This window comes from Williamsia sp. z71 (genome assembly GCF_059553375.1).
Window position 1 is genome coordinate 474,677 of the sequence record NZ_JCANWX010000003.1, and the last position, 14,238, is coordinate 488,914.

The window sequence follows — 14,238 nt, forward strand, 5'->3', positions numbered from 1 at the left end:
GGTGAATTCGGGCCGATCCCCGACTTCGTGCGTGGGTAGAGGCAGATCAGGTTCTTTGCCGCCATACTGCTGAGCATGATCATCGGAGTTCTGGCGGCGCTGTTCGCCTGCGTGGCCTACGGCGTCTCGTCTGTGATGCAGGCGTACGGCGCGCGCCAGTCCAAGCAGAAGGCCGTCGCCGACGGGCTGGAGGGCTTCGAGACCGGATCCGGCGCGCCGTCGATGAAGTCGACCATCGCCGCGGCATTGACGCTGGCGTTCATCGTCGGAACCTGTTTGGACGTCTTCGGTTTCATCGGTGGCGCGGTCTCGGCCCGATTGGTCCCGCTGTTCCTGTCGCAGACGATCATCAGTGCCAATCTGGTGGTGACCGCGGTCCTGGGAATCTTCGTGCTGGGTATCAGCCTGCATCGCCGTGACTGGATCGCGATCACCGTCGTGATCCTGGCCCTGCTGGCACTGGGCTTCTCGGCCGAACCCGAGGGCACCGGTCACGACTCCGAATGGTTCCATTGGGGTCTGCTGGTGATCACGGTGGCCCTGATGGCCAGCTCGGTCGGGCTGGTCCGGTGGCTCGGGTCCAGAGCTGCCGTTGCCGCGGGCCTCTGTGCCGGAACGATGTTCGGTGTGGTGGCGATCTCGGTGCGTGTGATGGACGGCATCTCCGACTTCGACCTCGGTGCGATCCTGGCCGATCCGGCCGCGTACGCGCTGGTGATCTCGGGTGTCGGCGGCTTCTACCTGCATACCGTTGCGCTGCAATTGGGTTCGGTCAACGGTGCCACCGCGGCCCTGGTGGTCGGCGAGACGGTGATTCCGGGGTTGGTCGGTATCATCTGGCTCGGCGACAATGCCCTTCCGGGCCGAACCTGGTTGGCTGTCCTCGGTTTCGTCTTTGCGGTTGTCGGGGCTGTTGCGGTCGCCTGGTCCGGGGCGGTGGAGGCCAGTGCAGAAGCAGAGCGAGGCGGAGAGAAGGCAATGGCATGAGTACGTCGGTATATGAGCGATCAACACAGATGGTGCGATTCGACCAACTGTCGATGGCGATGACAGAAGCGCTCGCGAAGCACGCCGAGAGTGAGCAGTTGGTGCTCGCCGACGACATGCCCGCGTGGCTGACCCACAGCGTGAACAGGCCGTCCACATCATTGCTGGGAAAGCTGTTCGGGCGCAGGGCGGATGCGACCGACAAGGACACCGAACACCAGGTGCTGGTGGTACTGCACACCACCCACATGGTGGTGGTGACCTCCGGCCGGGATCGTGGCACCGACGCGATTTCCGTACCGCTGACGCAAGCATCGGTCCGGGTCGGCGGTGCCCTGGAGGATTCCTTTTCCGCAGTGGAGGATTCCGGTGTCACCGTTGGCGGGTTCCCCGGCGACCACGGCCAGGCCGGCACGTTCTACATCGGTCTCGGGCCGGAACCGGCCGGTGCCGAGTGTGCGGAGGCGATCCGCGCGGCGATCACCGACGCCAAGAATCCCTGAAGACGTACCGGGGCCACTGCTCACGCGGACAGAGATTCTCGCAGATCCTTGTCGAGGGAAGCCCGGACCAGCGCCGCGGCGAATTGGGCAGTGGAGCCGGGGGCGAGTTCGGCCAATGCGCCGGGATCATCCGGTAGCCCGAGATCCTCGGTGACCCCCCGTGCCTTCTTGTCGAAGTACGGGGCCGCCCACGGCCACACGTCCTGGACCTCGCGGAGGAAGATGTCGGAACCGACCGGCCCCAGCCCGTTGAATTCCTGCAACAGTTCCCGGGTCCGGGCGACATCGTTCTCGGCGACCTCCGCGAGTTTGCGTAGATCGCCGCCGTAGGTGTCGATCAACCTGTGCGACAACTCGTTCAGCCTCGTCGCGGTGCTCTCGTCGTAGCGCACGTAGTGTCCGCGGCCGAGTGCCTTGATGATGTCGGCCCGGTCGGCCTCGATCATGGCCTTCGGGCTGCGCAGTCCGGCACCGAACAGCTCACGGGCGGCGGCAACGGCGATATCGGCCGATATGCGGGCACTCAACAACATCGTCAGCACGAGTAGTTCGAAGAGTGGCGAAGGCGCGTCACGCAGTTTTATGCCGGCCTCTTCGGCGTAGGTCGGTCCGGCCCGTTCACCGAGTTCGGCAGCTATGGCGCGTTGTCGTTTGCTGGTCACCGCGGGTTCCCCTTCCTATCCGAGGGCCGGATACCCGGTCGACGGGATGCCTGAACATCGGGTTTGTGCAGCGTCTGCAGCGGGTATTCGCCGGGGGACCGTGCTGTCGACACGAGGGGGCAGACGATGCCGAAAACGACCAAGTTCGGTGGGGCCAAGAAGAGCGAACTCCCGAGCACACTCAAGAAGTCGGATGCCAAGGCCCAGCGGACATTCGCCAAGTCTTACGACTCTGCGATGGACGAGTATCACGACGAGGAACGCGCACACCGGGTTGCGTATTCGGCGCTCAAGCACGCCTTCGAAAAGGTCGGGGATCGCTGGGAACCGAAGAAGAAGAAGGGGCCCTCTGACTCTCGGGCCAAGAGCGGAGGCCCCGACGCCGGTGGCGAAACGGCCGAAGGTGTCGATGCCTCAGCCGGCAAGAAGCACCTGATGGATGTGGCCCGTCGCCTGGACATCTCGGGTCGCTCGACGATGAACAAGAACGAACTGGTCTCGGCGATCAAGAAGGAGAACCGGAATCAGACGGCCCGGAACCGGTAGGCCGCCGGCGGCCGACACCGCCGAACGTGCGCGCCCCGGGGCATCGGTGCGGCGACCACATTAGGATCGACCCCGTGCCGGTCAATCGAAGTCGCAAGGCCAGACATGCGCGAAAGCGCAAGCGGCGGATGGATGCCGTCGAGCATGACCTGAGCCCCGAGCAGTGGGCCGAGTTGAAGGACGCATGGGGCGGCTGGGCCTATTGCGGTGCGACCGACAAGCCGCTGCAACGCGATTGCGTCCTGCCGATATCGAGGGGCGGGCGCTACACGATCGACAACATCGCGCCGGCCTGCGGCTCCTGCAATGCCAGTAAATGCAACGACGAGGTCACCGGCTGGTTGCGGCGTAAGAAGCTCGACGAACGAGCATTTCTGGTGCGATACGCCGAGGTCAACGCGGCGCGACGACGTGCCGCGTTGACCACCTCCGGGCTGCCGCAGGTCACGGCTTCAGAAGAATCTTGACGGCTCCATCCTGCTTCTTCTGGAAGATCTCGTAGGCGTGCGGCGCCTCTTCCAGAGATAGCTCGTGTGTGGCAAAGGTGTCCACGCCCAAAGGATCGTCGTCGGTGAGGAGCGGCATGATGTCGTCCACCCACCGCTTGACGTTGGCCTGTCCCATCCGCATCGTGATCTGCTTATCGAACATTGTTCCGAGCGGGAGTGGGTCCATATCGCCTCCGTAGACCCCGATCAGTGAAACGGTGCCGCCACGCCGCACCGCGTCGAGGGCGGTGTAGACCGCGCTGAGACGGTCCACGCCGGCAGTCTTGAACAGCGGCTGGGCGATGGCGTCCGGCAGCATGCCGGTCATCGCCTGGATCACCTTGGCCCCCAGCGCACCGTGTGCTTCCGCACCGACCGCGTCGATGACGGAATCGGTTCCCCGGCCATCGGTCCGATCACGGATGATCTCGGCGATGTTGTCATTCTCTGAAAGATCGATGGTGTCGATACCGCGTGCCCTGGCCCGTTCGAGGCGCTCGGGAACGAGGTCGACCGCGGTGACCTGGTAGCCCTTGTGGGCTGCCACTCGGGCCGCCATGTCACCGATCGGACCGAGGCCCAGGACTGTGACCGAGCCACCGTCGGGGATGTTGGCGTACTCAACCGATTGCCACGCGGTGGGCAATACGTCGGAGAGATACACGAACCGCGAATCCGACGGACCTTCCGGCACCTTGATGTGCGTGAAATCCGCATGCGGGACACGAAGGTATTCCGCCTGGGCGCCGGGCACCTGACCATAGAGCTTGGAGAAGCCGAACAGGGCCGCCCCCCGCCCCTGAGAGGTCACCTGTGTGGTCTCGCACTGGGTGGGTAGTTGATGGTTGCACATGTGGCAAGTGCCACAGGCGATCTGGAATGGGATGACGACCCGATCCCCGACGGACAGGTTCTTCACCGCTGAGCCGACCTCGACCACCTCTCCCATCGGTTCGTGCCCGAGGATGTCTCCGGGGGTCATGAACGGTCCGAAGATCTCATAGAGATGAAGATCTGATCCACAGATATTGGTCGTCGTCAGCGAAATGATGACGTCCGTCGGTTCTTCGATCTTCGGATCCGGCACGGTCTCGACGCGCACATCGCGCTTGCCTTGCCATGTCACTGCTCTCATATTGGCTCCTTCTCGGCGAACTCCAGGTCATCCGCCCCCGCTCGGCAGGTACCCCTCGAGCGCCTGGCGCAATCACGATGTCGATGTCGGCGCCAGGGATGGCAGAGTGGTGTTTGAGACTCACTCTCACCGGGTAAGCCCGGCGAGTGAGAAGACGATTGTGTGGATGGGACAGTATTGGACCGATCTGAATCAAAGGCCCGCGCTTCAGACGACTATTCGGATGTTGTCGGCATGATCGAGCAGCTCCGAGCGGGTGATTCTGACGCCCCTGAGACCAGCCGTCTCCGCGACGACGTGATCACACGTTGTCTGCCGTTGGCCGAGAACATCGCACGTCGCTTCGGTGGACGCGGCGAAAATCACGATGACCTCGTGCAGGTTGCCCGTCTGGGTCTGGTGAACGCGGTTGATCGCTTCAACCCGGAACACGGCTCGGAGTTCGTCTCGTTCGCCGTGCCGACGATCATGGGCGAAGTGCGTAGGCACTTTCGCGATGCGGCCTGGGCGACACGAGTTCCGCGGCGCCTCAAAGAACTTCACAAGTCGATCAACGACGCGTCGGAAGATTTGTCGCACAGGCTGGGTCGCTCACCGTCGGCCAGTGAGATCGCGGCCGAACTCGGGATCGACGCTGCCGAGGTGACGGAAGGGTTGCTCGCCAGGGGTGCGTATCAAGCACTTTCGACCGATTCCGGCGCGGCGGACGACGAGATCGGTGCGCCCCTACTCGAGACGATCGGCGAGGAGGACCCGGAGTACTCTCACGTCGAGAGTTACGTCATGATCCGGCCTGCCCTGGCCAAACTCACGGAACGGGAACGCCGAATTCTGGTGCTCCGGTTCTTCGGTTCTCAAACGCAGACCGAGATCGCCAAACAAATGGGGATATCGCAGATGCATGTCTCGCGAATCCTGTCGAGCACGTTGAAGAAGCTCCGCGAAGAGCTGGGGTCCAGCGAGACCGACATCGGTTCGCTGCTGGGTTGAGCGCGGTTGGGATGGGCGCAGTGATTGGCATTCAACGTCATGGGTACACGTGCATTGAAGTGACGGAAGGGTTGTCGCAGTGTTGAAACGGATACATCAAGCCGCGCGGGGTAACCTGCCTGGCAAAGGGGGACAAACGTAGTGGGTGACGTTATGGACATCGACGGGATCGCCGTGACTCCGGTGAGTATCCGGGTCAGAGCCGATGAGTCCCAGGTGCCGATGGTACGAGCCATCGCCGAGACCTTGGCCGTGCTCGCGGATTTCTCGCTCGACGAGGTGGCCGACATCAAGCTGGCGGTCGATGAGGCGGCGTCGTCGATCATCGGCTGTGCCGCACCGGAAGCCGAACTCACTGTGGGGTTCACCACTTCCCAGCGGGAATTCCGTGCGGTGGTGCAGTCGTGGGTGCCGGCGGCGAAAACCTTGCCGCAAACGGGCTTCGGATGGCATGTCCTCCAGACCCTCACCAACTTCGTCACCGTTCACGAAGGTCCCGTCGACAACGGCGGACGTCTGGTTGCGATCGAACTCTCGAAATAGCCCCCCGGCCTCGGCGCGACGTTCAGTCGAGTCGACGCAGAGGTGAGGTGGCGGGTCCTTCGATGATCTCGCCGTCATGACGGAAACGTGATCCGTGAAGCGGGCAATCCCAGGACGATTCGGCATCGTTCCACTTCAAGATCCCGTGCAGATGCGGACAGATGGCCGACACGCGGTGTTGGCGCCCGCCCACGGTGCAGACCCCGACCGGATGTGTTCCTTCCCGGCGAATTTCTCCCGTGCCCTCGGCGGCCGGATCCGGCGGCCCCGGTGAACCTGCCATAGCGGCACCTGCCCACCCCTTGACCATGTGCACGCCGACGGCTCCGTTGATCATCGCGGCGGTGGGGATTCCTGAAAGCTGTTGGTACCGAGAAGAATTCAACGCATTCGCCCACGGCTTCCGGTCTCCATGGAAGATGCCGGACAACATGAGTGCGGCCGCGATACCGTTAGACATCCCCCATTTGGCGTAACCCGTGGCCACCATGATGTTGTCGTTCCCGGGGACAAGTGGTCCCACATAGGGAAGTTCGTCGATGGAGACGTAATCCTGTGCCGACCAACGAGCTCGGAGCCGAGCGGTCGGGAATGATCGCGTGGTCCATTCGATGAGTTCGTCCACCAGCGCTTGTTCGGATCGGGTTCGGCCGACGGTATGGCCCGCCCCGCCGGTGAGCAACACCTCGCCGTCGGCCGTCGGAACGGAACGGACCGACCGCGACGGCTGGTCGGCAGAGAGATACATTCCGGTGGGGATCTCCTCGGACACGTCGAAGGCAGCAGCGTAGGACCGTTCGGGATGCAGGCGTGCGAAGTAACCACCGCGATCAAGAATCGGTATACCCGTTGCCAATATGACCGTGCCCGCCCGGACATCGCCCTGCTCGGTGTCCAAGACCTGGTCATCACGGTCGGTGCGCACCGACCGCACCCGGACGCCCTCGAAGATGTCGGTACCGTGCGATCGGGCTTCGCCGGCGAGGAGCGCCACCACATCCATCGGGTCGAACTGGGCCTGATCCTTCAGGACCACGGCCGACAATGCCGGGAACGCCGTGTCGAGTCTGTCCACACGTTGGACCGGAAGGCCCGCTCTGCGCGCCACCCGGAACTCGGTTTCGACGGCCTCGATGCCCTTGTCGGTCTGGGCGTAGGTGTATGCGTCCCTGAGCTGGAACGGAACGCCCTTGTCCTGCATCAGGTCGAGCAGCCATCGCTGTGCATCGAGATTGGCGTGCACGTAGTGCCTGACGGCATCGGTGGTGTGTTTGTCCGAGATGCTCGAGAGCCTGGTGCCCTGCAGCACGCTGAGTTTCGCGGTGGTGTTACCCGTGGCACCGAAACCCAGATATCGGGCTTCCAGCACCGCTACCGATGAACCCGCCTGCGACAGCAGGAGTGCAGTGGCCAGGCCGGTGATCCCGCCACCGACAACGACGTACTCGTAGCGGGTATCCGTGACCGCTGTCGAGGGCGTCTGGACATCGATTCGGTCACGCCAGAATGAGGACACCCGATCGCCATACCCCGATGTCGAGTCGATCAAACACCCTGCGGGTCGTCTCAGAACCAGAGTTCCCCGGCGTTGTCGGAGCTGCCGGCTACTCGACCTTGCTGCTGCGGATTTCGTGACCCTTGGAGGTCAGGCAGCGGCCACTGCGCAGATCCCACGACCAGCCGTGCAGGTTGCAGGTCAGCTTCTCGCCCTCGATGACGCCGAACTTGCTCAGGTCTGCCTTGAGGTGGGGGCAGCGTCGCTGAATCTCCCAGCCTTCCTTCACAATCGACGATGAGTCGTCGTGCGCCTCGGCAAACCACCCATCCGCGTATGCGATTCGCTCGTCGGTCAGGCACTTGAAGAACGTGTAGAGGTATTCGTTGTACCCACCGATGCGCCATGCGGTGAAGCGGGTCGAGAGGAAGATCGTGTTCACCCAGTCGGGTTCGTTGTCGCGCAGGACGGTTCGGACCAACTCGGGCGCGATCCGGAAGCCGTACCGGTACTTGCCCTCGTTCTCCTTGGGCTCACGGACCGTGCGGTTGGGGAAGTCCAGGACGACGGTCTCATCGCCCATGACGAGTCCGACCGGATAGCCGATCCCGTCGCAGATCTGATCGCTCTGCGCCATGATCGGCTCGAACAGCGACTTGAGCGGCGCGAGCAGCGGGTCGCCCTCGGCCGGCGCCCAGGTGGCCTTCTGCGCGGCGATGACCGGGGCGAACTTCACCGCCATCTTGTCGAGGTAGGAGGCCTTGTTCTTGCCGAAGACCTGCTCCGGCGGGTACGGATGACTGATCTCATCGAGCTGCGAACCGGTGAACTCGGCGGTGGACCCGGAGACCATCATCAGCCCGCGGTGTTTGACGCCGTCGTCGGTGCCGTGTTCCTTCATCTGGTCGAGGAAGGTTTCCTGATCGGGGAAGATGCTGGTCGGGTCGTTCTCGATGTCGTTGAGGTATCGCAGTTCCTCGTCCAGGAACATCGGGGGGCCCGCGGAGGGAATGACCCAGGTCGCGTCGACCTGCTCGATGTACGAGCGCGCCCGGTCCATCCCGCGCTGTCGCTTCTGGGCCGCGAAGTTGGCCTTCGAACGCTTCGGGATGTCGTAGACCATCGGGTACCAGATGGCGCCCGAGTACTGCAGCATGTGGACGTCGATGTGGCCGAACTGCTCGGTGATGACGTCCAGGTCGATCGGCCGGGCATCGTTCATGTTGAACACGGTGGTCTGGCCGTCGGAGACGATGATCCCGCTGTCGCCGATCGGGCCGTCCGCAGGTGCGCGCAGCGCCACGATCATGATGTCGAGGCTGCCCTTGTCATTGGTGACGGTGGTCTTCACCGAGTCCTCGGTCTCCACGAACTTGTGGAAGCCGAGTTCTTCCAGCGCCCGTCGCAGATCGGGCACCGGGTAATCGGGGAGCAGGACGGTTGCGTCCTTGTTCACGTTGTCGCGCAGGTTCTGCTCGTCGAAGTGGTCTTTGTGCAGATGGCTGACGTACAGGTAGTCGCAGTCGCCGAGCGCCTTCCAGTCCAGCTCACTGTTGTCCGGAAATGGGATCCACGACGCAAAGTATGTGGGGTTGACCCATGGATCACACAGGATGGAACCCGCTGTCGTCTGGATGTGGAATCCTGCGTGTCCAATGCTTGTGACCTGCACGTACTGCCTCCAAAATTGTGGTGCTCTTGCTGCGGTCCCCAGGGTAACGACCGGATGGGGTGGACCGCCTGCCGGCCAACGCTAAGCTCGCGGGATGGAACCGGTCTACGACACAGTCATCGCCCTGGCCCGTTCGCTCTGGGCGGCCGAAGGCCTGACGTTCACGGTAACCGGAGTCGAGAATGTGCCAAAAACCGGCGGCGCCGTGATCGCGATCAATCACACGGGCTACCTCGACTTCACCTACGCCGGACTCCCCGCTTTCCTGCAGGGCAAGCGCAAGGTCCGGTTCATGGCCAAGAAAGAAGTCTTCGACAACAAGATCAGTGGACCGATCATGCGTAGTCTGCGCCACATCCCGGTCGATCGTGGCGCCGGCGCCGAAAGCTATCGGCTCGCGGTCGATTATCTGCGCGACGGGGAACTGGTCGGTGTGTACCCCGAGGCCACCATCAGCCGCAGTTTCGAGATCAAGGCATTGAAGTCGGGCGCGGCCCGGATGGCGCACGAGGCAGGCGTCCCGATCGTGCCGACCGTTGTCTGGGGAGCTCAACGGGTCTGGACCAAGGGGCATCCCAAGCGGCTGGGCCGGACCAACATCCCCATCTCGATCGGGGTGGGCAAGCCCATCGACGCCGAAGGTGATCCGGTGGCGGTCACCGCAGAACTGCACCGGGTGATGAGCGAACTGCTGCTGGAAATCCAAGACTCGTACGGTCCTCATCCGCAGGGCGAGTTCTGGGTTCCGGCCCGTCTCGGTGGCGGTGCCCCGACGCTGGAGGAAGCCAACCGGATGGACGCCGATGAGCAGGCCGAGAAGGCTGCCAAACGAGCTGCGCGGACCGAGGCCGGTTACGGAGGCTGAGGTCGCGAAGAGTCGCGTCCGACATTCCATTCCAGGATGACGGTGGTGCCGAACGCGGTCGGGTTGATCCGAGGGTGATCGGAGAGGGCCTGCATCAGGGGGATTCCTCGCCCGCGTAACCCCGCGGTCGACGATGCCATGGCTTCCTGCCATTGGCCGTGGTCCTGGACCGTGACGCTGAGCAGGTAGTCATACCGGTTGTAGGTGGCGCGCAAATTCATCGTGCCCGGTTGGGCGGCGTCGACATACGCGTGCTCGACGGCATTGGCCAGGGCTTCGTAGACCGCCAGGGTGATCGCGTCGGCGTGGTCTTGCGCTTCCGGCACCTCGGCGTGCAACCAGCTCGCCAGGTGTTGACGAAGGCGGGTTGCCGACGCCGGATCCGCAGTCACGTCGGTGAACGCGAGCTGCGGATCCTCGATCGGCAGATTTGTCATGGTTCGGTCACCATCCACCCTTCGGTGTTACCCAGGGCGGAAGTGTTCTATGCGGTATAGGGATCGTTGCGGCGTTCTTCACCCAATTGGGCTACCGCTTCGTCGACAGTGGCGTAGATGGTCACGGTCTCGTCCAGCCCGACCAGATGAATGGGCCGGGCGGTCGCAGGTCCGTCGGCGACGACGGCCAGACGTCCGGTGGGTGCGATGTTCTCGTGTGCTGCGACCAGTGCGGTCATGCCTGCAGAGGAAAGGAAGTCGACGGCCGAGATGTCGATGATGAGCCCGGTGGGGACCCCGCTGATCGCTTCGCCGACGGCGTCGGACAACTGTGGGGCCGTGAGTATGTCGATGCTCCCACGCACGGTGAGGACAACCAGTCCGCCGTTGCGGTCGGCGGCGATGGTCAGTCCGGTGCCTGCGGGTAGATCGTTGTCTACGCGGGTGTGATTCGACTGTCGGTCGATCGAGTCCATCGAAACCCCTTGGTGCGGTGTGTCAGCTGAGCATGGCGGCTCCTCCTGAACCGACCTTGTTCATATTTGCACAGTTGATGTCCGCGGCGCGGACGTCCCGTGGGGATGCCGCTGTAGTGCCGAACACACGATGGATCAGGTGCGCGACGTCGCGCGAATCGGGCACGTATTCGGGGCGCTGAATCAGGCTGTCCGCCACGGAACCGGTATTTCGAGCGCTCGAAACAGCCGCCAAATCGCTGGTCAAAGTGCAGGGGTTGCAGCTCGATTTCGTCGGACCGGACAAGGTGCCCGCGCGCGGTGGGTGGTGCCGACGCTGCCGACCGGTCGGCGAAAAGGCAAAATGGATCAAATGCCGTCCCCGGAGTTCGTAGGCCCGCCCACACTGATCGCCAGCGATGTCGATGGCACGCTCATCGACGACAACAACCTGGTACCCGAACTGGTGCGTTCGATGATCAACAAGGCGACGTCCGCCGGGGCCACCTTCGTGATCGCAACCGGCCGTCCGCCCCGATGGATCGCCGAGATCACCGATCAGCTCGACGTCGAACCGTATGCGGTGTGCGCCAACGGTGCGATCGTCTACGACGTCGCGACCGACCGGATCCTGCACTCGCAGACTCTCGGTGCGCCCGTGCTCGAGAAGTTGGCCGAATTGGCCTATCAGCAGATTCCCGGATGTGGACTGGCGGTGGAGAGGGTCGGCAAGAGTGCTCACGACGCCGCCACGCCACCGTTCGTGGCGACGGCCGGTTATCAGCACGCCTGGCTCAATCCCGATCACATCGAGATGAGTGAAGCCGATGTGCTGTCGCAGGATGCGGTCAAGATGCTGGTGCGTCGTCCGGAGATGACCAGCGACGAGATGGCCCGCCGGATGGCAGCGGTCGTCGGCGATCTCGCGGACGTCACGTACTCCACCGACAACGGCTTGATCGAACTCGCGGCGCCCGGGGTCAGCAAGGCCAGTGGTCTCCAGATACTCGCGCGCCTTCGCGATCTACCGGTGGACGCCTCGATCGCATTCGGCGACATGCCCAACGACATCGAGATGCTGCGCTGGGCGACACGGGGTTTCGCGATGGTCGACGGACATCAGGCGGCGATCGATGCGGCCGATGAGATCGCGCCGGACAACAACCTGGGTGGCGTGGGCCAGGTGCTGTCCCGCTGGTTCTGAGCAAAAAGGAAATCCGCGCCACCTGCCTGCGTACGCACCGGTTGCAACCGGCGCGCACGAAGGCAGATGGCGCGGATTCTCGGATCAGGCAGGCGGTGCGGTGGTCGCCAGGCCGCGCTGCTCGTTGTAACTGTTGTTGAACTCGTCGATGTAGACGCGCAGGACCTCGACGATGCCGGTGATCAGGTTGAAGATCAGCGTGCCGCCCTGGAACGTCTGGCTGATGCCCTGCGGTCCGGATGTCTCACCGGAGGTCGGGAGTCCCAGGGATCCGGTCTCGAATCCCAGTGCCGCCCAAGCCGTCGCGATGGCGCCCTTGATCACCTGTGCGCCGGTGTCCGGCGACCAGTAGATCTTGCCGTTCTCGAAGTCGACGTACTTGGCGGTGCCGTCCGGGGTGGTCTGCTCGGTGGTTGTCGCGTTGCCGAGCTCACCGGTGGGACCACCGGTTGTCATCCACTGCTGGGCGATGGCGCCGGTGTCGGTGGTCGACAGGACCTCCGGATTGGCGGTCGGCAGCTGCCCGTTGCCGGCTGCGATCGCGCGGATCTGCGGCAGCGCGTCGTAGCCGAACTGGCCGGGGCAATCGGTGTTGTAGAAGTCGCGGTGGCCGGAGATCATCGGCACCGTTGCCGTTTCACCTGCGGCGTACAGGCCACCGGGGAATCCGATGGAGACCAGCGAACTCTGTCCGTTCGGATCGAGTCCGGCCAGTCGCAGCTTCCATCCGAGGAAGGTTCCGGCCGCGTTGATCATCTCGGCGCTCGGTTGCACCTCGTTGAGGTTGCCCATCAGCGACAGTCCCATGGTGTTCTCGTTGAACCCGCCGGCGTGGACGCCCTGGACGTTTTTGTCGAGTCCGCCTGCCGTGCCCTCGAAGGTCTGGCCGTATTTGTCGACGAGCACGTTGTACCCGATGTCGCACCAGCCCAACGTCTGCGCGTGGTAGGCGTAGATGCCGCGGACGATCTCTGCGGACTGCTCGGGCGTGTAGTCGTTCGAGCCGGCCGTGTGGTGGACGATCGTGTCCTTCAGTGCGTCGTCGTAGGTCGGCTCCGAGCAACGCAGCGATTCGTCGGCACCCCACTGGGCGCGGGAGATCACCTGCGGGACACCGGGAAGCACCGGCGCGGCCGGGGGCACGATTGCGGCGGCCGGGGTCTGGCCGTCGGTGGCCGGCGCGGTTGTCCCGGGTGAGATCAACGCTGCACTGATCGACGACAGGGCTTGCTGCAGCAGGTCCTGCTGCGGTGCTCCGGTGGTGGTCAACAGTGGCTGTTCCTCGGGCGTGAACACGCGGGGCGCGATCTCGCCGGGGGCGACGGTCGACGTCGGGATCGAGGTGTCGGTTCGCTGCGGTACCGGTGGTGTGGTGAATGTGGAGGTCGCCGACGGCTCGGTTCCGGATGGTCCGGCAGCAGGGTCGGCCGGTGCGGCGCCGGGTGCGGCGACGCCGTTGTTCGTGACGGCGACCTGGATGACGTTCGCCTTGCCGATCCAGATCGGTTCGGTGCCCTGCTTTTCGGGATCCTTGTCGCTGATGCCGTCGATCTTGTCGGCGGACAGCCATGGGCCCCAGGACCCGTCGGGCTGCTTTGCGCGGATGAATGCGGTGGTCTCGGCCAGTCCCTCCCAGGTCAGTCCGACCATGGAGAAGGGCTCGTCTTGGCTGATCTCCTTGACGAGCGCGCCCTCGGGGACGGCCGGTTCGGCGGGTGCGCCACCGGGGGGCGTGGTGCCCTCGGGGCCCGTGGTGGTCTCGGGCACCGCGCTGCCGGGCACCGTGGTGGCGGGAGCGGTGGTCGACGGGAGGAGGTCGGTCGGGATCATGCCGCCCGGGATCTCCAGCGGGATGTCCGGCAGGTCGATCCCGGAGATGTCGATCGGCGGGAGCGTTACGCCCACATCCGCCAGGCCCGACTTCACCAGGTTGAGAACGAGTGTCGGGACATCGTTCAGGCTGACCTGGTTGATGGTTGTCGGCGTGACCGACTGGGCGACGGGCGCATCACCGGGATCAACGGTGAGGCTCGGCGCACTGCCTCCGACCAGGATGGCGACCGGGCTCGCGACGACGACGGCGGCAACAGTGCCCAGGACGATCGAGGGTTTGGGGCGGCGATAGCGCACGTAGTTCTCCTTGTTTGTCGCACTGGTCGAGCTGGTCATCACCGACGTGTGTGTAGGCACGCCAAAGCGGGCGTCCGGCGCAACGTCGACTTCCCCTTCGACTTGTTAGACCGGCAAATCGTGTCT

General features: G+C 64.0%; 15 protein-coding genes. 8 read left to right on the forward strand and 7 right to left on the reverse strand.

The window, feature by feature from the left end:
- Window positions 1-75: 75 nt before the first annotated feature.
- Window positions 76-987, forward strand: a complete 912-nt coding sequence (locus AC51GR_RS10405) for a DMT family transporter (RefSeq protein WP_496324548.1) — start codon at window positions 76-78, stop codon at window positions 985-987.
- On the forward strand, window positions 984-1,490 hold the full coding sequence (locus AC51GR_RS10410) for a hypothetical protein (RefSeq protein WP_496324549.1): 507 nt from the start codon (window positions 984-986) through the stop codon (window positions 1,488-1,490). The genes AC51GR_RS10405 and AC51GR_RS10410 overlap by 4 nt, the downstream gene beginning before the upstream one ends.
- Before the next feature lie 20 nt (window positions 1,491-1,510).
- On the opposite strand, the gene AC51GR_RS10415 is transcribed toward AC51GR_RS10410, so the two are convergent.
- Window positions 1,511-2,152 (reverse strand): endonuclease, encoded by a 642-nt coding sequence (locus AC51GR_RS10415; RefSeq protein WP_496324550.1) that lies wholly within the window; start codon window positions 2,150-2,152, stop codon window positions 1,511-1,513.
- 126 nt (window positions 2,153-2,278) lie between these two features.
- On the opposite strand from AC51GR_RS10415, the gene AC51GR_RS10420 reads away from it, so the two are divergent.
- Both AC51GR_RS10420 and AC51GR_RS10425 read left to right on the forward strand, forming a co-directional pair.
- A complete protein-coding gene (locus AC51GR_RS10420; RefSeq protein WP_496324551.1) occupies window positions 2,279-2,698 on the forward strand; it encodes a ChaB family protein in 420 nt (139 codons plus the stop codon).
- Window positions 2,699-2,772: 74 nt separating this feature from the next.
- Window positions 2,773-3,165 (forward strand): HNH endonuclease, encoded by a 393-nt coding sequence (locus AC51GR_RS10425; protein WP_496324552.1) that lies wholly within the window; start codon window positions 2,773-2,775, stop codon window positions 3,163-3,165.
- On the opposite strand, the gene AC51GR_RS10430 is transcribed toward AC51GR_RS10425, so the two are convergent.
- Window positions 3,143-4,321: a zinc-dependent alcohol dehydrogenase gene (locus tag AC51GR_RS10430; RefSeq protein WP_496324553.1), complete on the reverse strand. Its 1,179-nt coding sequence runs from the start codon at window positions 4,319-4,321 to the stop codon at window positions 3,143-3,145. The genes AC51GR_RS10425 and AC51GR_RS10430 overlap by 23 nt on opposite strands.
- A 234-nt stretch (window positions 4,322-4,555) precedes the next feature.
- Here AC51GR_RS10430 and AC51GR_RS10435 point away from each other — a divergent pair, with 234 nt between their 5' ends.
- Both AC51GR_RS10435 and AC51GR_RS10440 read left to right on the forward strand, forming a co-directional pair.
- Window positions 4,556-5,311 carry a SigB/SigF/SigG family RNA polymerase sigma factor gene (locus AC51GR_RS10435; RefSeq protein ID WP_496324554.1) on the forward strand — a complete coding sequence of 252 codons (756 nt, stop codon included), beginning with the start codon at window positions 4,556-4,558 and terminating at the stop codon, window positions 5,309-5,311.
- A 153-nt stretch (window positions 5,312-5,464) separates the two neighbouring features.
- The gene (locus AC51GR_RS10440) at window positions 5,465-5,854 is read left to right on the forward strand and encodes an ATP-binding protein (protein WP_496324632.1); all 390 of its coding nucleotides are present in this window, start codon (window positions 5,465-5,467) and stop codon (window positions 5,852-5,854) included.
- A 22-nt stretch (window positions 5,855-5,876) separates the two neighbouring features.
- Here the strand turns inward: AC51GR_RS10440 and AC51GR_RS10445 are convergent, their stop codons facing one another.
- A complete protein-coding gene (locus AC51GR_RS10445) occupies window positions 5,877-7,370 on the reverse strand; it encodes an FAD-dependent oxidoreductase (RefSeq protein WP_496324555.1) in 1,494 nt (497 codons plus the stop codon).
- Between the two features lie 88 nt (window positions 7,371-7,458).
- The gene (locus AC51GR_RS10450; protein ID WP_496324556.1) at window positions 7,459-9,021 is read right to left on the reverse strand and encodes a Rieske 2Fe-2S domain-containing protein; all 1,563 of its coding nucleotides are present in this window, start codon (window positions 9,019-9,021) and stop codon (window positions 7,459-7,461) included.
- 94 nt (window positions 9,022-9,115) lie between these two features.
- Here AC51GR_RS10450 and AC51GR_RS10455 point away from each other — a divergent pair, with 94 nt between their 5' ends.
- Window positions 9,116-9,886, forward strand: a complete 771-nt coding sequence (locus AC51GR_RS10455; RefSeq protein WP_496324557.1) for a lysophospholipid acyltransferase family protein — start codon at window positions 9,116-9,118, stop codon at window positions 9,884-9,886.
- Here AC51GR_RS10455 and AC51GR_RS10460 read toward each other — a convergent pair.
- Both AC51GR_RS10460 and AC51GR_RS10465 read right to left on the reverse strand, forming a co-directional pair.
- Window positions 9,874-10,323 carry an ATP-binding protein gene (locus AC51GR_RS10460; protein ID WP_496324558.1) on the reverse strand — a complete coding sequence of 150 codons (450 nt, stop codon included), beginning with the start codon at window positions 10,321-10,323 and terminating at the stop codon, window positions 9,874-9,876. The genes AC51GR_RS10455 and AC51GR_RS10460 overlap by 13 nt on opposite strands.
- A gap of 47 nt (window positions 10,324-10,370) precedes the next feature.
- Window positions 10,371-10,799 (reverse strand): STAS domain-containing protein, encoded by a 429-nt coding sequence (locus tag AC51GR_RS10465; protein ID WP_496324559.1) that lies wholly within the window; start codon window positions 10,797-10,799, stop codon window positions 10,371-10,373.
- Window positions 10,800-11,151: 352 nt separating this feature from the next.
- Between AC51GR_RS10465 and AC51GR_RS10470 the strand changes: the two genes are divergently transcribed.
- The gene (locus tag AC51GR_RS10470) at window positions 11,152-11,982 is read left to right on the forward strand and encodes an HAD family hydrolase (RefSeq protein WP_496324560.1); all 831 of its coding nucleotides are present in this window, start codon (window positions 11,152-11,154) and stop codon (window positions 11,980-11,982) included.
- A gap of 84 nt (window positions 11,983-12,066) precedes the next feature.
- Here AC51GR_RS10470 and AC51GR_RS10475 read toward each other — a convergent pair whose 3' ends face one another.
- Window positions 12,067-14,151: an N-acetylmuramoyl-L-alanine amidase gene (locus tag AC51GR_RS10475; protein WP_496324561.1), complete on the reverse strand. Its 2,085-nt coding sequence runs from the start codon at window positions 14,149-14,151 to the stop codon at window positions 12,067-12,069.
- Window positions 14,152-14,238: the final 87 nt, after the last annotated feature.

Bases quoted from the DNA above. Each gene is read 5' to 3' on its own strand.
- AC51GR_RS10460 (WP_496324558.1), bottom strand. From the start codon at position 10,323: ATGACAAATCTGCCGATCGAGGATCCGCAGCTCGCGTTCACCGACGTG.
- AC51GR_RS10465 (WP_496324559.1), bottom strand. From the start codon at position 10,799: ATGGACTCGATCGACCGACAGTCGAATCACACCCGCGTAGACAACGAT.
- AC51GR_RS10455 (WP_496324557.1), top strand. From the start codon at position 9,116: ATGGAACCGGTCTACGACACAGTCATCGCCCTGGCCCGTTCGCTCTGG.
- AC51GR_RS10420 (WP_496324551.1), top strand. From the start codon at position 2,279: ATGCCGAAAACGACCAAGTTCGGTGGGGCCAAGAAGAGCGAACTCCCG.
- AC51GR_RS10405 (WP_496324548.1), top strand. From the start codon at position 76: ATGATCATCGGAGTTCTGGCGGCGCTGTTCGCCTGCGTGGCCTACGGC.
- AC51GR_RS10440 (WP_496324632.1), top strand. From the start codon at position 5,465: ATGGACATCGACGGGATCGCCGTGACTCCGGTGAGTATCCGGGTCAGA.
- AC51GR_RS10435 (WP_496324554.1), top strand. From the start codon at position 4,556: ATGATCGAGCAGCTCCGAGCGGGTGATTCTGACGCCCCTGAGACCAGC.
- AC51GR_RS10470 (WP_496324560.1), top strand. From the start codon at position 11,152: ATGCCGTCCCCGGAGTTCGTAGGCCCGCCCACACTGATCGCCAGCGAT.
- AC51GR_RS10475 (WP_496324561.1), bottom strand. From the start codon at position 14,151: ATGACCAGCTCGACCAGTGCGACAAACAAGGAGAACTACGTGCGCTAT.
- AC51GR_RS10430 (WP_496324553.1), bottom strand. From the start codon at position 4,321: ATGAGAGCAGTGACATGGCAAGGCAAGCGCGATGTGCGCGTCGAGACC.
- AC51GR_RS10410 (WP_496324549.1), top strand. From the start codon at position 984: ATGAGTACGTCGGTATATGAGCGATCAACACAGATGGTGCGATTCGAC.